General features: G+C 66.8%; 16 protein-coding genes and 3 pseudogenes. 13 read left to right on the forward strand and 6 right to left on the reverse strand.

Annotated elements, in window-relative coordinates:
• The first annotated feature begins 682 nt into the window (after window positions 1-682).
• Window positions 683-2,677, forward strand: a complete 1,995-nt coding sequence (locus tag ACZ3IC_RS02870) for an alkaline phosphatase family protein (RefSeq protein WP_467411855.1) — start codon at window positions 683-685, stop codon at window positions 2,675-2,677.
• Window positions 2,678-3,054: 377 nt separating this feature from the next.
• Here the strand turns inward: ACZ3IC_RS02870 and ACZ3IC_RS02875 are convergent, their stop codons facing one another.
• Complete coding sequence (locus tag ACZ3IC_RS02875; protein WP_467411857.1) at window positions 3,055-3,462, reverse strand: contact-dependent growth inhibition system immunity protein; 408 nt, start codon at window positions 3,460-3,462, stop codon at window positions 3,055-3,057.
• Between the two features lie 174 nt (window positions 3,463-3,636).
• Between ACZ3IC_RS02875 and ACZ3IC_RS02880 the strand changes: the two genes are divergently transcribed.
• Window positions 3,637-4,206 (forward strand): hypothetical protein, encoded by a 570-nt coding sequence (locus tag ACZ3IC_RS02880; protein ID WP_467411859.1) that lies wholly within the window; start codon window positions 3,637-3,639, stop codon window positions 4,204-4,206.
• Between the two features lie 222 nt (window positions 4,207-4,428).
• Here the strand turns inward: ACZ3IC_RS02880 and ACZ3IC_RS02885 are convergent, their stop codons facing one another.
• A complete protein-coding gene (locus ACZ3IC_RS02885) occupies window positions 4,429-4,620 on the reverse strand; it encodes a hypothetical protein (protein ID WP_467411862.1) in 192 nt (63 codons plus the stop codon).
• An 11-nt stretch (window positions 4,621-4,631) separates the two neighbouring features.
• Window positions 4,632-5,483, reverse strand: coding sequence for a helix-turn-helix domain-containing protein (locus ACZ3IC_RS02890; RefSeq protein ID WP_467411864.1), 852 nt, complete (start codon window positions 5,481-5,483; stop codon window positions 4,632-4,634).
• Between the two features lie 319 nt (window positions 5,484-5,802).
• Between ACZ3IC_RS02890 and ACZ3IC_RS02895 the strand changes: the two genes are divergently transcribed.
• Window positions 5,803-6,327: an ATP-binding protein gene (locus ACZ3IC_RS02895; RefSeq protein WP_467411867.1), complete on the forward strand. Its 525-nt coding sequence runs from the start codon at window positions 5,803-5,805 to the stop codon at window positions 6,325-6,327.
• A 225-nt stretch (window positions 6,328-6,552) separates the two neighbouring features.
• On the opposite strand, the gene uppS is transcribed toward ACZ3IC_RS02895, so the two are convergent.
• The 3 genes from uppS to ACZ3IC_RS02910 form a co-directional block, all read right to left on the reverse strand.
• Window positions 6,553-8,247: a polyprenyl diphosphate synthase gene (uppS, locus tag ACZ3IC_RS02900; protein WP_467411868.1), complete on the reverse strand. Its 1,695-nt coding sequence runs from the start codon at window positions 8,245-8,247 to the stop codon at window positions 6,553-6,555.
• Window positions 8,248-8,448: 201 nt separating this feature from the next.
• Window positions 8,449-9,273, reverse strand: a complete 825-nt coding sequence (locus ACZ3IC_RS02905) for an ABC transporter permease (protein ID WP_467411869.1) — start codon at window positions 9,271-9,273, stop codon at window positions 8,449-8,451.
• Window positions 9,270-9,875 carry an ABC transporter ATP-binding protein gene (locus tag ACZ3IC_RS02910; protein ID WP_467411872.1) on the reverse strand — a complete coding sequence of 202 codons (606 nt, stop codon included), beginning with the start codon at window positions 9,873-9,875 and terminating at the stop codon, window positions 9,270-9,272. Before ACZ3IC_RS02910 ends, ACZ3IC_RS02905 begins: the two co-directional genes overlap by 4 nt.
• A 148-nt stretch (window positions 9,876-10,023) precedes the next feature.
• Between ACZ3IC_RS02910 and ACZ3IC_RS02915 the strand changes: the two genes are divergently transcribed.
• From ACZ3IC_RS02915 to ACZ3IC_RS02960, 10 genes and pseudogenes are all read left to right on the forward strand, one after another.
• Window positions 10,024-10,986: a phosphotransferase family protein gene (locus ACZ3IC_RS02915; protein WP_467411874.1), complete on the forward strand. Its 963-nt coding sequence runs from the start codon at window positions 10,024-10,026 to the stop codon at window positions 10,984-10,986.
• Window positions 10,987-11,449: 463 nt separating this feature from the next.
• Entirely contained in the window at window positions 11,450-11,680 is a 231-nt protein-coding gene (locus ACZ3IC_RS02920) for a hypothetical protein (RefSeq protein WP_467411875.1), read from the forward strand.
• 205 nt (window positions 11,681-11,885) lie between these two features.
• Entirely contained in the window at window positions 11,886-12,299 is a 414-nt protein-coding gene (locus ACZ3IC_RS02925) for a hypothetical protein (protein ID WP_467411877.1), read from the forward strand.
• A gap of 550 nt (window positions 12,300-12,849) precedes the next feature.
• Window positions 12,850-13,080: a hypothetical protein gene (locus ACZ3IC_RS02930; RefSeq protein ID WP_467411880.1), complete on the forward strand. Its 231-nt coding sequence runs from the start codon at window positions 12,850-12,852 to the stop codon at window positions 13,078-13,080.
• 42 nt (window positions 13,081-13,122) lie between these two features.
• Window positions 13,123-13,200, forward strand: a pseudogene (locus tag ACZ3IC_RS02935) (IS5/IS1182 family transposase); the annotation flags it as partial.
• Window positions 13,201-13,272: 72 nt separating this feature from the next.
• Entirely contained in the window at window positions 13,273-13,449 is a 177-nt protein-coding gene (locus tag ACZ3IC_RS02940) for a transposase family protein (protein WP_467411881.1), read from the forward strand.
• 320 nt (window positions 13,450-13,769) lie between these two features.
• Window positions 13,770-14,147 carry a hypothetical protein gene (locus tag ACZ3IC_RS02945; protein WP_467411883.1) on the forward strand — a complete coding sequence of 126 codons (378 nt, stop codon included), beginning with the start codon at window positions 13,770-13,772 and terminating at the stop codon, window positions 14,145-14,147.
• Between the two features lie 1,228 nt (window positions 14,148-15,375).
• Window positions 15,376-16,314 (forward strand): annotated as a pseudogene (locus ACZ3IC_RS02950) (carboxypeptidase regulatory-like domain-containing protein); the annotation flags it as partial.
• Window positions 16,315-16,398: 84 nt separating this feature from the next.
• A pseudogene (locus ACZ3IC_RS02955) lies at window positions 16,399-17,079 on the forward strand (choice-of-anchor J domain-containing protein); the annotation flags it as partial.
• 630 nt (window positions 17,080-17,709) lie between these two features.
• Window positions 17,710-19,014, forward strand: coding sequence for a Kelch repeat-containing protein (locus tag ACZ3IC_RS02960; protein ID WP_467412120.1), 1,305 nt, complete (start codon window positions 17,710-17,712; stop codon window positions 19,012-19,014).
• Window positions 19,015-19,319 lie beyond the last annotated feature (305 nt).

A 19,319-nucleotide genomic window follows, 5' to 3' on the forward strand; every position in this document is an offset into this window, starting at 1 on the left:
TCGGTCGCCGACGCCTCAACGCGGAGACGCTGAGGCGTCCGTGACCTGCGGACCTCGCTGACCGCTCCACGGCCCATGCAGGCCCGGGGCGTCGCGGTGAGGCTGATTCTGTACGAGATGCCACGCCGACCGGGGGATCGATCGCGATCCCCCGGTCGGCGCCTTCGTGCAGGGGCGGGTGCGCAGGTGGGACCGAGGATCGCCGGGGTGCTCCGCGCGTGCCCGAGATGACCGGCGACGGCCTCGACCCGGACCTGCGATCGCCTGGGGGTGACCGCAGCCTTTGCGTCCGTTACGCAGCGTTCGCAGCGGGATCGTTAACTTATGCCTGTGCAGCCGTATTTGAGAAGTGTTCACCTGCGGTTTGGAAGGGTGGGAGTGAGGCGTACCTAGGCTGCTGGCTGCCATGAATGGCTGCGACAGCACAACGGAAACATCACCGTTTGCCTTTGCGGTGGTCTTCGCTGTGATGTCTGCGCGTGTGCTGTCGCTCTAACAAGGAAGAACCAGCATGCGCATAGCGCGCCCAAGCATCCGAGGCCTGTTGGCCTCGGCCCTGCTGGCATGTATCGCCCTCCCGGGGGTTTCTGCGGCTGCGGCGACTCCGGACGCCGGGTCTTCGGACGCCGCGCCTTCGGTGGTTGTGGCCCCGCCCGGGGTTCCCAAGCCTGACCACGTCGTCATGGTGATGATGGAGAACAAGGGCTACGACGACATCCTCCACAACCCGTCCACCAGGCCCCAGGACCAGGTGCCGTACATCAAGTCCCTGGAAGCCCAGGGTGCGTCGTTCACCGACTCGTACGGTCTCACGCACCCGAGCCTGCCCAACTACTACTCGCTGCTGTCCGCCTCGGACATCGTGAAGACCAGCGAGTGGCCGGCTCCGCAGTCGGTCGACACCGACAACCTGCCCAACCAGCTGGTGACCCACGGGCACACCTTCGCGAACTACGCCAACCAGGGCAAGCCCACGCAGTGGCTTCGCTACAAGAACATTCCGGGCACTTCGGGGAACCTGAACCCGATGGACAAGCGGCAGGAGGAGTTCCCGACCACGCCGGAGGGGTTCGAAAACCTGCCCACCGTCTCCTTCTACGTGGGCAACGCCCATCAGAGCATGCATGACGGGACCCTCGCGCAGGGCGACGCCTTCCTCAAGAAGACCTTCGACCCGTACATCCAGTGGGCCAAGACGCACAACAGCATGTTCGTGCTGACCTGGGACGAGGACAACTTCACCCCGGTCAACCAAATCCCGACGATCATGGTCGGGCCGATGGTCAAGGCCGGTGAGTACGACGAGAAGATCAACCACTACAACGTGCTCAAGACGCTGCTGGACATGTACGGCCTGGACCACATCAACCACACGGCCGACCCCGACGTCGCGACGATCACTGACGCGTTCGATCTGTCGCAGACCGAGCGCCTGCAGGGCATGGCCGGGCGATGCCTGGAGAACCACGTCACCAACCCGGCGGAGCCGGGCGAGATCGGCCTGTGGCACTGTGAATCCGCTGCCGACCAGCAGTGGGTCAGGCACGGGGACGGCACGCTCCGCAACGCCGACCAGTGCCTGACCGCCACCGCGGACGGGAAGGCCGGACTAGCCGACTGTGACGGCACCCCCGCGCAGACCTGGCAGCCCGGGACCGACGGTTCCCTGCTCAACCCGGCATCCGGCCGCTGCCTGACCGTCCCTGGCCCGAAGGTCGCCAACGGAACCCCGGCGGAACTCCGGGACTGCGACGGCAAGCTCCACCAGAAGTGGTACGTGCCCAACTACTTCGCACCCCACCAGTTCACGCTCGACGCGCCCTCGTCCATCCCGGCCGGTTCCACCGTCACCATGACGACCACCTACACCAACAACACCAGTCCCGCGGTGCAGCGGGACGTTTCCCTCGACCTCACGCTGCCCAAGGGCTGGACCGCGCAGGCGACCTCGCCCGCCACGTTCCCGAGCATCGGAATCGGCAAGTCGGTGCAGACGACTTGGTCGGTGACTGTTCCGGAGAACTTCAGGCCGCGCGCCTACAAGCTGTCCGCGCAGGCCACCTACCGGGGCGCGCGCGGCACCGATGTCGCGACCGCAGGCACCACGGTGCCCTACCCGCCGGGACTGTGGAACAACATCGGCATCAGCGACGACAACGACATGTCCACGGCCGACCTGTACGGCAACGGCTATAGCCTGTCGGCGCAGACCCTGGCCGCCGCAGGTCTCACCCCGGGTGCGACCGTCGCCCATGACGGTCTGAACTACACCTGGCCGAACGCCGCCCCGGGATACCCCGACAACACCATCGCCAGCGGCCAGACGATCCCCGTCACCGGATCAGGCGCAAAGCTCGGCTTCCTCTACATGTCGGTGGGCGGTGCAACCTCCGGCACCGGCACGATCACCTACACCGACGGCACCACCCAGTCCTACACCCTGTCCTACGCCGACTGGGTTGCGACGAGCCCGACCGCCGACAGTGACATCCTCACCACCCTTCCGTACGTCAACAACTCCGCTGGCGGCAAGCGCGACTACCGTGCGAACGTGTACGCAGTGACCGCGCCACTGCAGGCGGGCAAGACCGTCGTGAGTGTGACGCTGCCCAACATCAGCGCTGGGATTGGGCTGCGCGAGCCTGTCATGCACATCTTCTCTACCGCAATCGGCTGACCCACACCTCTGCTGAGTCAGCTCTCTCCTGGCCGGCGCCGCTCTGCGGCGTCGGCCCACTTTTTCGCCGTACCCGGCAAGCACTACGAGCCGCTCTGCACGAAAGTGCCGTCCCGGTTGCCGGGTGAAGGCCGGAATGAAGTTCCCCCGCCGAGCTTGGTTTGGGCGGGCATCGCGGCCTCGGTTCCTGAGCGCGAGCCGCTGTCCGTGCACATCCAGGGCCGAGTATCGCTGGTTCGGCTTCTCCGGCTGGCGCCGACGGCCGCAGCGTCGGCATTATGGTCCGCCGGCTCACCCGAGGTTGCCCTGCCAAACGGCCAGGACCACGGCGTCTTCGGTGGACAGCCCCGTAGTAGACGACAGGCACCTGCGACGCGTCAGGAATTCTGGACGGCGCCTACGAACCGCTCGACCTTGCTCCGCAGGTCTGGCGAGAGGTCGGAGAGGCCGCCGACGATGAAGGTCAGTTGGCTCGCAAGTTCCGGATAAGCGCTCCAGACAGCTGAGTTCCTGGTCAGGACCGCGCGCAGCAGGTCGCCCTCGTACATGTCGCCTTCGGCCAGCGGGTTGTCACGAAGCACCTCCACCGCGAGCGGAAGAAGCACCGGCAGCCCAATGTCCTGCCCGATCAGCAGGCGCAGGTCCTCAACGGTCAGAGTCCCGACCGGCCGACTCCGCAGGGCATGCGCCGTCGCAATGAGACGGGTGGCGTCAGGCGGGGGCGCCTGCCAGCGATCACGTTCAAGCTCCTCAAGGGACCGACTACGGTCGATAGATACAGTCACCAGACGATTCTCTCGTGAATGCGTGTGGTCGGGTGCCGGAGAGCATTGCTGGTCTCCGGCACCCGACCACAACGCGAGATCTCAAACACGGTCTCGGAGGGGGAAGGCCGAGATCCTGAGCAGCTGACAGCATCAGCCCTGTCCTTGATGATGAGTGCCGAACAGGGGGGCGAGATGACGCAACTGTTGCGTGGGGGCATTCGGCAGAAACAGGGGGTCGCACCGTCGTCGATCTCGATGGCTGTGCTGTGGGTGGAGGGCATTGGGCTGCTTCTAGCGACGCCGCTCTTCGGAGTAGTGCCAGAGGCGAGGTCAGTCTTTGTGCTGCCCCTGGTTCTGCTGGCTCTTCTCTTTATCGGCTCGTTGGTATCTGCCGCGTACGTACTGCCTTCCGTCTTCCTCGGCCATTGGATGGGGGAGCGTTGGGGCAGCGGAAGGTGTTGGTGGTGGGTGGTGACCGCGGCCGTGTTGGTACTGGTGCCCGTAGTGGGCCTGCCGCTGGCCGTGGCCTTCTACGGACGAGGACCTGTGTTCAGTTCATGGCAGGACATCCTCGACTGGTCGCTGTACGCGTCAGCCCTCTACTGCATCTCCATACCGGCCGCGCTGGCCGCGCACAGAACGGTTTTGCGCGAGGATGCCGGTTACCCGGTTCGGTCTGTTCGCCAGATCCTCGGATACGGATCACTCGTGCTGCTGGTGGAGTTGGCAGGAGTCCTGATGGTGTTGATGGTGCTCGACTGATGCGGGCCGAATGTCAAACCGCAGTTGCCAGCGAGCTGTTGAGTCTTACCTTCTTTGCCGCCGGTCAACGGCTTTCGGGAGCCTGTTCCTCAGAGTTGTGGCAGGTTCCGCGGTCTGCGGATCTTGCCGTATGCGGCCCGAGGCGCCGAGGCGTCTGGTGAGGTCGCGAGGTCATACGGGCCCGGCCACCGCGAGCGCGTCGCGGTGGCCGGGCCCGTGCCGTCACAGCAGGTGGTCGGCCTTGCCGGCCTTGATGTCGCGGATCAGCTGCTGGAGGGCCTCGCGGCTGTCGGTGAGGAAGTGCTCCTCCGCGCCGGTGACGGCGATGTAGCTGTTGCCCTGTTCATCGGTTCCGATCCGGTAGCAGGAGTTTCCTTCGCCGCAGAATGAGTCTTCCCAGTTGACGTCCGACATCGGTCATCTCCTCAGAGTTGGCGTGCGATGCTGTGGATGAAGTCCCGTGACCTGTCCGGCGACAGCGCGATCCCTTCCATCCAATCCAAGTGGGCCCGATACTTCGCCAGTTGAGAATCTGAGTGGACGAAGACAGGTCCGTGCGAGTTGTCAATCTGCACGGTGTCGAGCTGAGGCACCGGTCCTTCCGCGTACAGGACGGTCTGCCCAGCGCCGGGGAAGGCCCCCGCCTCGAAAGGGATGACCAGCAGCGTCACATTCGCCTGCTCGGACTTCTCCAGCAAGTGATCGAGCTGGGCGCGTGCCACGGCGCGGCCGCCGAACTGCATGCGAAGTGCCGCCTCGTGGACGACTCCTGTGTACGGCGGAGGAGTATCCCCGTTCAGAACCTCTTGGCGCTCCACGCGATGTGCAAGCCGTAGCGCGACCTCCCGTTCCGGCAACTGGGGGATCACCACCCGGAAAAGTGCCAGGGCGTGATCTGAGGTCTGCAGGAGGCCCGGGATGTGCATCGAGTACACAGCTCGCATGCGGAGCGCGTACGCCTCCAGTTCGGCAATGTCGAGCAGACCGTGAGGCAACGTGCCTCGATACCTTTCCCACCAGCCACGCCCGCGCGGCTGGGCCATCTCGACGAGTGCGTCGACGTACTTCTCGTCTGTGCAGTCGCAGTTGCAGGCCAGCGTACGTAGGCGGTCCGGGCTGATGGGGCGTGTGCCGGCCTCGATGTTCGAGATCTTGCCACGGTCCACGCCCAGCAAGCCGGCCGCGAACTCGGCAGAGACGTCGGCCGATGTGCGCATTTTCCGCAGCTCGGCACCAAGCCGCTTTTGACGTTCGGTAGGAGACGTCCTTGCTGCCATGCCGTTCCTTTCCGCATTCGGTCACCGGCAGTCTGCCGCGTGCGCGTGCGACGCGGCCACGAAAGGGTTCATTTCCCAGGGGTGGAGGGTTATTTTGCCCTCAGCGGGCTACATTAAGTTACGCACCGCTCACCCAGCGACGATGAGCCGGAAGTGCATCGCGCGGTCCTGCCCGCAACCTCCTGCCCTGGGAGGGGGCAGTCCCGCGCCAGGGAGACAAGCCACTGCTCGTCCGCAACACAACCGTGTGAGCCACCTGTGCGCACCCACGCGAAAGAGAGACGCCGCCAACCCGACACCCTGACAAGGGGAATCAGACATGCACTCATCTCCACTCGCCGCGCTCTGCCCGGCCGTCGCCGAGACGCGTACGCCGGTTCCGTATCCGCATCCCAACACCCAGCAGTACCCCCAGCCCTACCTGCGATCCAAGGGCGGCTCGGGGCGCGGGCTTGCTCTGAGTTTCACCCTCCCCGGCGACATCCGCAGTGCGCCTATCGGCCGTACCGCGATCGGCGCCGCTCTCAAGGCACATGGGCTCGCCCCATACATCTGGCCGGCCACCCTCGCCGTCGCCGAACTCATCACCGGGACCGCCAGGATGAGCCCGGGCAGGGAGCTGTACGTATCCCTGCGCCACCGGGACGACGCGCTCCGCCTCCTCGTCTGGGGCCAACACCCCCATCACCCCGAACCGGACATGGCCACACTCTGCGAGTCGCGACGTCGCCGGGCGCTCTGGCTGCTGACGGCGGTCGTGGACGACTGGGGCGGGGAGTGGGGTTTCTGCGAGGCTTCACCACCGCAGTTGGGTATCAAGTCTTGGGCTGTGTTGCCCCGTTGACGTTCCTGATCGGGACACCGTGATCCGCCCAATCTGCCAGACATTTTCGCTCACGGTGCCCACCGGCGCTCGCGGCGAACGCGAGGGGCGCGCCCCTGTGGCATCTCCACCCGTCCCTGTAGCGCCGCCATACTGGCCCTCGTGCCTTGCATGCTGCTTCCATTCGTCGCGCTGTTCGGCACACTGAGGAACGCGCCCCTCCAGATCGGAACGAGTCAGTTCCGATCAGGAGACGGATGTCGTGGTGGACGGTGGGGTGGGAGCGGCGCCGTGGCGGCGTTGACGGCGGCTGTATTCGGTGATCGCGTGCCATAGGTGGCGTCGGTCGATGTCGGGCCAGGAGTCGGGGGTGAAGTGCAGCTCGGCGTAGGCGGCTTGCCAGGGCAGGAAGTTGGAGGTGCGTTGTTCGCCGCCGGTACGCCACAGCAGGTCGACGTCCGGCATGGCGGAGTGGGGCAGGTGGCGGGCGAAGTCCTTTTCGCTGATGTGGTCGGGATCTAGTTGTCCGTCGCGTACGTGGTGGGCGAGTGCGGCGGCGGTGCGGGTGATCTCGTCGCGGCCGCCGTAGTTGATGCACGTGGTCAGCGTCAGGCCGGTGCGGCCGCGGGTGGTGCGCTCGCATCGGCGGAGCAGGTCGACGACATCGGTGGGGAGCTTGCCGGTGCGGCCGTGCCAGCGCATGTGGACGTCGAGATCGCGGAGGGGGTTGTCGGTCAGCTCACTGCGGACGACGTCGAGGATCGCGTCGACTTCCTCGGCGTCGCGCTTCCAGTTCTCGGTGGAGAAGGTGTACAGGGTCAGGTGGCGCAGGCCGATCTCCAGTGCGCCGTGGACCGTCTCGCGCACGGCGGCGGCTCCGGCTTGGTGGCCGGCGTACCGGGGCAGGCCGCGTTGTTGGGCCCAGCGGCCGTTGCCGTCCATGATCACGGCGACGTGGACGGGCATCTGCTCGGCCGGAATGCGCGGAGGATGGTGGCCGGCGGGGTGCGGCGGCGGTGCGCTGAACGTACCGTTTCGCGCTGCCCGTGCGGCGGGCAGGGCACTGTGCCGGGTTGGGTGGTGCTGGGGCGGCACGGTGACGGGGGTGAGGGTCCAGGCCAGGGCGGCGCGGGTTCGGGCGGGGGCGAGGATGCGGGCGCTGGTGAGGAGGCTGGGCCGGGGCGGGGTGCGCAGGAGGGTGGGGCCGGCGGCGACGATGGCGTCGAGCTGGGCGCGGAGCAGGTCGGCCATGGTGTTCACGATGGTGGCGGGTCCGGGGTGCATTCCCCGGGTGAGGGCGGGCTGGGTCCCCCACTGGCGGGCCAGGCCGCTCAGGTGGGTGATCAAGCCGCTGACAGCGGGGCTCCAGCGCAGGTCTGCCAGGTCGCCTGCGGCTTTCGGGTAGCGGTCGAGGGCGTCGTCGGGCAGGAGAAGATCGCCCTGGGCGAGGTCGGCAGACAGGTCGGTGAGGATGTCGGTGAGCCGGACGCCGTCAAGGAACTCCTCATAGACCTCCTGGGTGTCCAGGCGCAGCGCCACGGGTACGCCGGCCTTGTCGAAGAGGTCGCGGACCTGGTCGAACCAGGGCAGCAGGTTGCTGCGGCCCCAGGCGCGCCAGGCGCTCCAGTCGGCGAAGCGCCGGCCATGGGCGTCGTCCCGGACCAGGGTCATCGCATCGTGCAGCTCGCTCAGGTCCAGGCGCCAGCGCAGCGCGGTGTCCACCAGCGCGTGACGGACCGGGTCCGTGCTGCTTCCGGTCGTCAGCTCGCGCTCCAGCGCGGTGAGCCACTGCTCGACTTGTACGGCCCGCTTGGCGGCAGGGACGGTGTGGTCGTCGGCCAGGTCGTCGATGGCGTTGGCCGCCGCCCACAGTGCCCAGCACGCCGGGCGCAGCGCAGCGGGCACCAGCTGGATCAGCGCGTACTCCGCCGGGTCCTGCACCTTTGTCTGCTGCCGACAGTACTGGTACGCCGCCTGCAGCGCTGGGTCATCGCCGATCACCGCCCGGGAAGACTTCGCCGGGCGCCGCGCCGGTGTCATCATTGCGGATTGCTGCTGGACCTGGGAGGTGTGTTCATCCGTGGCTGTCACATCGCGCCCAACGATGCCAACAGGTATCCGGTTGCGGCACAGTCGCGCACGTCACAGCAGGTCAGCGGTCTGCTGACGCCGGGTGGGCTGCTCCGGCACAGACACGCGCGGCGGCACGGTCAGGGTAGTGCGGGTGCGCCGGTGGAAGGCGAGCAGGCCAAGCAGAGCCGCCGCGGTGAACCAGGCCAGCTGCCAAAGCACATACCGGGGTACGGAGATGCTGGAGAAGCCCGCGGCGGTGGCCGCCTGCATGGCGCCGTAGGACGGCAGGAAGCGAGTGATGGTGCTGCCTGCACCGGAGCTCGTGATCGGGTTTTGCAGCAGAAGATCCACAATGCTGGTCATCACGATGGCGAACATGCCCTCGACCTCGCGGCGCAGCAGGGCACCGAAGCCGACTCCGAGCACGCCGTAAGTCAGTCCGGCGCAGAAGAACGCCGCGGTCAGCAGCACCGGCTGGCGGGGTGTCCAGGTCAGGCAGGTCACCGCAGTGGCGTATGCGGCGATCAGGGCGCAGGCGAAGCTGAGCGCGGTGACCTTCGCCGCGACCAGGTGTGTGCGGGGATAGCCGGCCATGGCCAGGCGCCGGTCGAAGCCGCTGCTGGTGAAGGTCGCGGCGAACATGAGGAAACCAGTGATCAGAGTGACGGCGTTGAGAGCGCCGCTGATCGCGGTGATCTCGTTGCCCCGAGGAGCCAGCAGTTCCCCGGTGGCCCGCAGTTGCAGACGGGCAGGGGTATCCGGCATCGCAGTGTGGGCCAGCAGCGTCCACACGGGCAGGAACAGGGCGATCAGCACCATGGCAAAGCGGTTGCGGGCGTGCTCCAACAGTGCATACCGCGTGGCCGTAGCGAGCAGCATCATCTGATTCCTCATGCCGCACCTGCCATCTGCGGCTGAAGCCGGCCACCGCTCAAACACCACAGCTCATCCAAACGCTCGGTGTCGTAGGCGAGGTGGGAGACCACCAGGACCGAACGCCCCCGGTCGCGCAGACGGCCCGCCAGGTCCCAGAACCGCAGGTAGGTGTCCCAATCGAACCCCTGGTACGGCTCATCCAGCAGCAGCACCTGCGGATCGTGCATCAACGCCAATGTGAGGTTCAGCTTCTGCCGCGTGCCGCCGCTGAGCACTGCGGCCCGCTCATCGGCGTACTCGGCCAGGCCGAGCACCTCCATTACCTCCTGGGCATGTCGCAGGTCATCCAGCCGGAACGCCGCTTGGAGGAAGGCGAGGTGCTGGCGCACTGTCAGCGCGTCGTTGAGCACCACCTGCTGGGGGCAGTACCCGAACCGGCCGTCGTGCCGAACCTGGCCACCGGACGGCCGCAGCTCCCCGGCCAGGATTTTCAGCAAGGTGGACTTGCCTGCACCGTTCTCTCCCACGATGCCGGCCAGTAACCCTTTCGGCAGTTGCAGATCGACTCCTCGCAGCACGCGCCGCTTCCCGTAGCAGCGGTGCACATCAATGACTTCCACCAGTACAACCCCAGCCCAGCACACTCGACGACGGTCATCCAAAGCGACAACGAATGCGTTGGGGGAGAGAAACGGGCACCCGTAAGAACGGATGCCTTCAAGCTCACCTCGTTCGCGCGTGCCGCCCTCCGGATGATGAGGTGGCACGGTGACCAACCACGATGAGGCGGCGGCTGTCCTACCGTTGACACTGGCTTGGGTGAGCCGGCAACTGGAGGTCGGCGAACGGATCGTCAGGACCGACGCGCTGCACGGCGGCATCACTGCCGAAATGCGCAGGCTGACCATCGGCACGCGGGACGGATGCACCCGTGACCTGGTGCTGCGGAGCTTCGTCGACCCGTTCTATGTGGGACACGCCGAGGACTGGCTGAACAGGGAGGCCGGCGCCCTGTCCCTGCTCACGGGGACCGGCGTGCCGGCACCTGGACTGGTCGCGGTTGATCCGACCGCCGCGCAATGCGAGTATCCATCGCTCCTGATGACATATCTGCCAGGCCGGACGGTCCTCGACGATGAGGGATTGGAGACACGCGTTCCTCTGCTGGCCCGTCAACTCGTGGCGATCCACGCGTTGCGACCCGCCGAGCGGCCCCGGGGGTATGTGGCGTTGACGACCGCCGACACCGTCGTGACTCCGAAGTGCGCCGACGCGGCGGCGTGGGCCGCGGCGATCGACGTGATCCGCAGGCCTGCGCCGGCCTATGAAGGGCGATTCCTGCACCGGGACTTCCAACCCGGCAACGTGCTGTTCGACGTGCAGCCCCCAAGGCCGACAGGTGCCCGGATCACCGGCGTCGTCGACTGGGCGGCTACCTCCTGGGGCCCGGCGGATCTCGATGTGGCGCACTGCTCCACCAATCTCGCGCTGCTGCACGGCCCGGCGTGGGGTCTGCGGTTCGCTGAGGCGTATGAGGAGGCCGGCGGGGTGCTGGCCACGGCCGCGAGCGATCGGCTGTACTGGCAAGTGCGGGACGGGCTGGCGTGCTCAGAAGAAGTGCAGCTGGTGGCGCAGCCATGGCGGGAGTCAGGGAGGACAGAGCTGACGACGCGAGCCGTGGAGGAGCGGCTGGATGCCTATGTCACCGCCCTGATGGAAGCGCTGGGCTGAGCCAAGGCGGTCCGGGGCGCGGCCCGGGCCTCATCGTTCACTGCTCAACCAAGCGGAGAATCGAGGTTCGGCAGCGGCGATGTCGTGATCGGCGGGCCACCTCAGCGGCATAGGCGGCTCTGACAGCGCCTGCGGCCCAGCGCTCGGCAGCGAACTGGCTGATGCCAAGGAGCCGCTGAAGGACAGCTGGGTCGGGGCTTGCCGTTCGGCGGCGTCAGCAGCATCCGTAGGCGGCGTTCGCCGGCGCATCGGCGGCAGAGACCGTAGTGGAAGAGCCTCTCGTCGACTCCGCCGGCGTGAACCGGAGTCCCTACTTCGGCGACAGCGTCAAGAGGATGTTCGACGACCAGGGCTCCGTCACCTGACGTCCATCGGATCGGTGTTCACCCCGCCGCACAGCCAGTAGCGTGGCGGGGTGAGCGCCGTTCCCGTACGGCTCCGCACTCGCCAAGGAGGTCGCCCCATGAAGCGCTCCGGCATCCGCGCCCTCGTCGTCACCGCAGGCGTCGCTGCGGCTGTGTCCACCGTCGTCGCACTCCGTCAGGACACGTCCGAGTCCCCCGCCTCTCCGCCTGAGTCCGGGGGCGGCACATCGACCTCCGAGGTTCAGCACGACCAGCGCGACGTAGAGGAGTACTGGACTGACCGCCGCATGGAGGAGGCTGAACCGGCACCCATGCCGCACGAGGAGTAACGACCTCTATCAGGGAGTCCCGTTGCCTGGTTCACCGGGGCTTGACCCGCCACGCAAGACTCAAACGCAACGGTGTTGAGTTTTAAGGGAGGGTGAGCTTGTCGGTTTGCATGGCCAGGCCCGATGCCAGACAAACGCTCCGCCAACTACCGCCCTAACCCTATGCTCGGGGTAGCAACGCTTTCGGGTGGCGGGGGGCACAGAGGTGAGCGACGGTTCTGATACGCAGAAATTCGCTACGGGCCTGGGGATCGCGGTGTCCGTGATCGCCGTCTTGGCTTTCTTCGGCATCACGAGTTTCGATGACCTGGTGAACGACAAGGACTCTGCCCGGTCCAAAGCTTGCGCCCTGGCAGTCGCTGCTCGCAATGTCCAGACGATCACTGTGACGTCAGAGGAATGGCAAGTGAATGCCCTGGCATATGCCGAGAGGTTGCTCACGGCTGCGGAGGCAACCGATGAGCCGGAGCTCCGCGGGAGGTTGCGCGAGTCGGTATACGCCCACCAGGACTGGGCGGCCACGCTACGAAGACAACAGAACAGCGCAGCAGCGCTGGAGAGGGTGCACGAGGCTGAGCGAAAGTGGACCGCGCTCTGCAAGGTCCCCTACTCGAAGTAAGATTGGGCGCTTGCCGCACTGCGGAAGTGACCACTGCATGCAACACGGCCGCACAGACAGCAGCTTGCACTCAGCTCGTCGAACCGCCCCACAGTGGGCTATCGGATCTCCGACCGAACCGGAACGGAGGCCCAGGTGATGTAACCGGCCTCATCTGCGCGGTACTGCCCCCGATCGTCGGCGAGGCGGCGGGCGGTTCCGGAAAGGTTCGGCGGCGGTCTCCCAGCTCCGCGGCTTCACCGGCGGTCCGCACGACGCCAGCGGAGCCCTGCGCGGGCCGGCGAAGGGCTCCGATGTCCCGTATAAACGTGCGAGCTAAGGCTTTGCCTGACGGTACGGTCGCTGGGTGGAGTCGAAGCGGTTGAACGAGTGCCCGTTGCACGGGGCCGGTGTGCGTCCTGATTACATGATCGGGCGGCGTCTTGAACGAGTACTTGCGTCGTGGCACCTGTACGGTACGGAGCCCCGGTCCGGCCCGCTGGATGTGTGGCTGATCGACAGTGAGCAGGCTGCCACTCACGTGACGACCGGGTCGGACTGGTGCCTCATCGTGGAGACATCGGTCCCCATTGAGGGATACGAGATGGCGGAGTGGGGCCGCGTTGAGGTGGCGCCGGTTCACGGCGAGACCCCGTTTGCGGACCATCTCGGCGAGACGGTCCGGGCGGTACGCGAAGAAACGGACCCGGACACCGGCCGGCTCGCGCTTGAGATCACCTTCGACTCCGGCCGTGTCCGATGCGAGACCTGGGCCGGGGATCTGCGCCTGTCCAGCAAGTGATCAGCGTGCCAGTACCAGCGGGAACCGTGTGAGGATCTCGCCGTGACTGGTGTGATCACGGCATCGCAGCCGTCCTGGATAGCCCCGTTCACCGCGCTGAGCACGCGGTGCTTCGGCAAGTTCGCTCCGTGACCCGACTGGAAGACCGTGCCTGCCGACGCGTCATCGCCGATCCCGCCTGCCCTTGACCAGTTGCGCGAGCACCCGCGGCTGGTGGCCGGGGAGGTACCGGGCCTGCTGGAACGGTTGGCGGAGGTGGCGGACCCGCGTGATCCGCGCGGGGTGCGGCATGCTCTGGCGGTCGTGCTCGCCCTGGCCGCCTGCGCGGTGCCGGCCGGGGCGACCTCGTTTCCGGCAGTCGGCGAATGAATCGCCGACGCGCCGCCCCACGTGCTGGAACAGCTGGGCCTGCGGCCCGATCCGCTCCTGCCGCGCCGCCTGGTGCTTTACGAATCCGCAGTGCGTCGGCTGCTGGCCCGGATCGACGGCGACGCGTTGGACCGGGCTGTCGGCCGCTGGCTCGCGGACGGCCGACAGCCGCCCGAGGCCGAAGGACTCCGGCGGCCTGCAACCAGAAGCACCTGCGCGCGCAGCTCAAGTCGCTTACCTGGAAGGACATCCCGCTTCAGGGCCGCGCCAGGGGCAAGGGTCACGGCCGCTCCGAGATCCGCCGGATCAAGGTCGCCACAGTGAACAAGCTGCTGTTCCCCGGAGCCCGGCAGGCCATCCAGATCAAGCGTCGCCGTACCGACCGCAAGACCGGCAAGACAACCATCAAGACCATTTACGCCGTCAACAGTCCGACTGCGGAGCAGGCCTCCCCGGCCCGACTCGCCCAACTGATCCGCGACCACTGGAGCATGGAGGCACTGCACCACATCCGCGACACCACCTTCGCCGAGGATGCCTCCCAGCTGCGGACCGGCAACGTACCCCGCGCGATGGCCACCTGGCGCAACCTCGCCGTCGGCGCGATGAAGCTGACCGGCGTCACCAATATCGCGGCCGGACTGCGGCACAACGCCCGTGACCCCCGAGGGCCCCTCGCACTCCTCGGCCTCGGCTGATCACAAACCGGACGTCATCCGACTACGCCGAAGCCCTGCTACGTCCGGCGGCACTGGGAGATCAAAAATCTCGAGCATCGCCCTCACAAAGCCGTCTGGCGTGAAGACGACCACGATTCGACATTCGTCGGGCTGGCGCTGGGATTGTCCCGACGTTCGACCGATGACGGAGCTGTGCCGTCGGCCATAAGGTCCGCGTAAACCTGTCACCCCGGCAGAAGGGGCGAACAAAGTCTCGTGCACCGTGTCCTGTCGAACCCCTCGTGTCCACGAGCACCACCTCGGGGCTGGAAAGTGCCGACCCCGTCCGGTTGATCCAGGTTCTGGAAGCACGGTAATGAACATATTCTCGCGTTTCGTTATCGCATGAGGGGCGGCGAGGGTCACGATTCGTGAGCACGTACTGGAATCTGACTTGGACTATGGCGGCGACGGAAAGACCGACACGATCGCGGCTGAAATCATCCGGCGAAAAGCTCCCCGTGATCACGACGCCAGTCAGTGCTAAAGCACGCTGGCCGCCGCGGAAACGAGTCGCAGTTGAAGGAGTACGGATGAGCCGAGATCTGCCTAAGAATTCACGATTCGGGTTTTCATGCACCGCTTAGGAGAGCTGTACATGTCTCATCCCCCCTCCGCGCGACCATTCCGCCGCAGGTCGCGTCCGGTAGCGTTGACCACACTGGTTGGACGTGTCTGCACGCTGATCGTGGCGCTCGCCGTCGCCGCACTCACGGTGATCGCTTTACCGGCCGCGGCCTCCACCTCTACCGCCTCCGCCTCCACCGCCTCAGCCCCCGCTACCTCCGCCAAGAATCCTGTCCCGACCGGGAAGGCCGCCGGCCCGACGTCGCCTGGCCGGCACCCCGCCAATCAGGTGTGCGACAAGCCGTCAAAAGCCGGTGAGATGTCGTGCTTCGCCATGGTCCGCACCGACGTCGTCAAGGCGAAGGGTCTCCAGGCTGATGACGCTCCGGCCGGATTCGGTCCGGCCGACCTGCAGAGCGCGTACAACCTGCCCTCTACCGGATCCACTGAGACCGTCGCCGTCGTGGCTGCGTACGACAACCCGAAAGCCGAGGCGGACCTGGCGGTCTACCGTCAGCAGTACGGGCTGCCGCCGTGCACCACGGCCAACGGCTGCTTCAAGAAGATCGACCAGCGCGGCGCCACCAACTATCCGGCAACGAACTCCACGTGGGCCTCGGAGATCGCACTGGACATCGCCATGGTCAGCGCGACATGCCCGACGTGCAAGATCCTGCTGGTCGAGGCCGACGACCCCGCCCTCAAGAACCTCGGCCCGGCCGTGAACCAGGCGGTCGCCCAAGGAGCCAAGTACATCTCCAACAGCTGGGGCAGTACCGAGTCTTCCACCGAGCTCCAGAACGAAGCCTACTTCGACCACCCCGGTGTCGCGATCACCTTCGCCACCGGTGACAGCGGTCACCGTGTCGCGTACCCGGCTGCGTCGCAGCATGTGACGGCGGTCGGGGGCACTTCGCTGTTCAAGGACACTTCTACCGCCCGTGGTTGGACCGAGAGCGCATGGAATTTGGCGGGCAGCGGCTGCTCGAGGTACGTGCCCAAGCCGTCTTTCCAGCAGGACACCGGCTGCGCGCGCCGTACGACCGCGGATGTGTCCGCGGTCGCGGACCCGAGCACCGGTGTCGCGGTCTACGACGGCGGCTGGAGGGTTTTCGGCGGCACCAGCGCGTCCGCCCCGATCATCGCCGCGGTCTACGCGCTGGCCGGGACGCCGGAGGCGGGTTCGGCGCCCAACTCCTACCCGTACACTGCCCAGCCCTCCGCGCTGAATGATGTGACGTCCGGGAGCAACGGAAGTTGCACGCCTGGGTACCTGTGCAACGGAGGGCCGGGGTATGACGGGCCGACCGGGCTCGGCACCCCGAACGGGCTCGCGGCGTTCCGCTCCACGCCCGCCGGGCCGCGCGGCACTGTCGCGGGTACGGTGACCGACGGCACGGCTCCGCTGGCGGCGGCCAAGGTCACCGTGGGTGACGTCACGGCGATGACGGACAAGCAGGGGCGCTACAGCCTGACCGCGCCACCGGGAACCTACGACATCAGCGCGAGCAAGTTCGGGTACGGCACCAAGACCGTTTCAGGTGTCGCGATCGCTGACGGGCAGACGGTGACCGAGGACTTCGCGCTGAGCGCGAAGTCGCGTGTCAGCGTCACCGGCACGGTCCATGACGGTTCCGGTCACGGCTGGCCGCTGTATGCGACGGTGCGGGTCAAGGGCGAGCCGACAGCGGTTGCCTACACCGACCCGAAGACAGGGAAGTACACGCTGAGTGTGCCCGTCTCCGGCACCTACACGTTGCAGGTCGACCCGGTGTATCCGGGTTATAAGCGTAACTCTCAGGATGTGCAGGTGGGTTCGGCAGATGTGACGCATGACGTCAACGCGTCGGTCCACCAGGCGACCTGCACTGCCGCCGGGTACGGCTTCCAGTACCACGGCACCACCGAGTCCTTCAACGGCGGCACCAAGCCGGCGGGCTGGACCGTCGACGACAAGGTTGGCAACGGCCAGACCTGGCTGTTCAAGGACCCCCGCAATGTCGGCAACAGGACCGGCGGGTCCGGCGACTTCGCCGTCCTCGACAGCGACTACTACGGCCGCACCAGTTCACAGGACAGCTCGCTGATCAGCCCGGTCATGGACTTCAGCCAGCAAACCCAACCGGTCCTGACCTTCCACTCCGACTACAACGGCATCGGGTCCCAGACCGGAGACGTCGATCTCAGCGTCGACGGCGGCCAGACGTGGAAGACCCTCTGGCACCACACCAACGACAGAGCCTGGGGACCGCGGACCGAGGTCGTGGACCTGTCCCAGGCCGCCGGCAAGGCCAGCGTCCAGGTGAGGTTCCACTTCACCGCCAACTGGGGCCTGTGGTGGCAGGTCGACGACGTCCTGCTCGGCAGCCGCACCTGTGACCCGCTGCCGGGCGGCCTGATCGTCGGCCGGGTGACCGACAAGAACACCGGGGCCGGAATCAACGGCGCCACGGTGACCTCGGCCGACAAGCCCACCGCGAAGACGACGTCGGCGGCGACGCCGAACAACCCGAGGCTGGGCGACGGCTTCTACTGGATGTTCTCCTCGCTCACCGGGGAACACAAGTTCTCCGCCGAGGTGGGGCGCTACTACAGCCCACAGGACATCACGGTCAACGTGGCCCCGGACCAGGCAACGGACGGCACGTTCGCCCTGCCCGCACCCCGGCTCGCGGTCAGCCCGGCCCAGCTCAGCACGACCGTCGACTGGCAGGGCCAGGCCGGCTCCACCATGACCCTGAAGAACACCGGAACCGCCCCGCTGACCGCCAAGATCGGCGAGTGGCCGGGCGTCAACCAGCCCGCCGCGCAGCCCGCCGCGGCGCAGCAAGGTGCTCCGCTGCAGAGGGTGAAGGGAGATTACAGTCCCCTGCCGTTCCAGCCCGGCAAGACCACGCGGACAGCGACCGCCAAGCCGTCGGTGACGCCGTACGCGGCGCCGTGGACGACGGTGGCCGACTACCCCATGGAGATCATGGACAACGCCGTGGCGACCGTCGGCGGCAAGGTCTACTCGGTCGGCGGATTCGACGGCACGACCTACGTCGACAAGGCCTACCGATACGACGCGAGTGCCCAGGCGTGGAGTGCTCTGCCGAATCTGAGCGTCGCCCGGGATGCTCCGCAGGCGGCCTCCTACGGTGGCAAGCTCTACGTCTTCGGCGGCTGGGGCCTGGACGGGCGGCCGGTGGCCAAGACCGAGATCTACGACCCGGCGCGCGGTACCTGGTCCACGGGCGCCGACAACCCGAAAGCGTACGACGCCGCCGGCGTGGCCGTGCTGGGCGACAAGATCTACATCGTCGGTGGCTGCCTGGGCAGCATCTGCGCCAATGCGGATGTGCAGGTCTACGATCCTGCGGCGAACTCCTGGAGTTCGGGCCCGGCGTATCCGGAGCGGATCGCCTGGCTCGGCTGCGGTGCCATCGAGGACAAGCTGTACTGCGCGGGCGGGTGGAATGGCATCGGCAGCACGCACGCCTACAGCTACGACCCGGAATCCGCCAAATGGACTCGCGTCGCTGACCTGCCGATCGAGCTGTGGGGGATGGGCTCCTCGGTGTCAGCCGGCAAGCTCCTCGTGTCCGGTGGCGTGACCGACCACTCCAGCGTGCTCACCAACCAGGGCTTCGCCTACGACCCGGAAGCCGATGCCTGGGCCGCGCTGCCCAACTCAAACAACACTCTCTACCGCAGCGGCTCCGCCTGCGGCTTCTACAAGATCGGTGGTTCCGCCGGAAGAAACTACGGTTCTACGAATGCGGAGCTGTTGCCCGGCAATGACCAGTGCACCGCCACGGGTGATGTCCCCTGGCTCTCACTGGACAAGACCGAGGTGACGATCCAGCCGGGCGAGAGCGTTGACGTCAACGCGAGTTTCAACGCGAACATCGCCGAGATCACCCAGCCGGGCACGTACGCCGCGCAGCTCACGATCGGCGCGAAGACCCCGTACGGGGCGGCCCCTTCGGTGCCGGTGGCGCTCACGGTGAACCCGCCCAAGACCTGGGGAAAGATCACCGGGACGGTTACCGGGGTCGGCTGCACCGGCACGTCGGCGCCACTGACCGGAGCGACCGTGCAGATCACGTCGAAGACGGCGAGCTACACACTGAAGACCGACCGGAACGGTAAGTACGTGTTCTGGCTCGACGTCAGGAACAACCCGCTCACGGTGACCGCGTCCAAGGACGGCTGGGAGCCGCAGACCCGATCGGTCGAGATCAGGGCGGGTAAGGCGACCACGGCCGACTTCTCTCTCAAATACATGTGCACCTGACCTGGCGCTCTGTGCGGGCCGGGCCCGGCCCCGGCCCGCACAGACGGGCGACCCGAACCCGTTATCCGGCAGAGGGGGCGAATAAAGTCTCGTGCGCCGTGCCTTGTTGAACTTTTCGTTTTCCCGAGCACCGCCTCGGGGCTGGAAGGTCCCGTCCTCGTCCGGTTGATTCATCTTCTGGAAGCACGGTAATGAGCACATGTTTGACGTTTCGTCATCACATACGGAGCGACGACGGCCGTGGTATCCGGTCTCCAGCCGGTGACGGCTACTCAGGCACGGACACTGCCGGCCCCATCGTCGAA

It is taken from the genome of Streptomyces sp. NPDC002958 (genome assembly GCF_055563255.1).

Excerpts from the sequence above, each read along its gene's own strand:
- ACZ3IC_RS02885 (WP_467411862.1), bottom strand. The coding sequence starts at position 4,620 with ATGTCGGACGTCAACTGGGAAGACTCATTCTGCGGCGAAGGAAACTCC.
- ACZ3IC_RS02920 (WP_467411875.1), top strand. The coding sequence starts at position 11,450 with ATGAAGCGCTCCGGCATCCGCGCCCTCGTCGTCACCGCAGGCGTCGCT.
- ACZ3IC_RS02905 (WP_467411869.1), bottom strand. The coding sequence starts at position 9,273 with ATGAGGAATCAGATGATGCTGCTCGCTACGGCCACGCGGTATGCACTG.
- ACZ3IC_RS02960 (WP_467412120.1), top strand. The coding sequence starts at position 17,710 with ATGGACAACGCCGTGGCGACCGTCGGCGGCAAGGTCTACTCGGTCGGC.
- ACZ3IC_RS02890 (WP_467411864.1), bottom strand. The coding sequence starts at position 5,483 with ATGGCAGCAAGGACGTCTCCTACCGAACGTCAAAAGCGGCTTGGTGCC.
- ACZ3IC_RS02895 (WP_467411867.1), top strand. The coding sequence starts at position 5,803 with ATGCACTCATCTCCACTCGCCGCGCTCTGCCCGGCCGTCGCCGAGACG.
- ACZ3IC_RS02870 (WP_467411855.1), top strand. The coding sequence starts at position 683 with ATGGTGATGATGGAGAACAAGGGCTACGACGACATCCTCCACAACCCG.
- ACZ3IC_RS02880 (WP_467411859.1), top strand. The coding sequence starts at position 3,637 with ATGACGCAACTGTTGCGTGGGGGCATTCGGCAGAAACAGGGGGTCGCA.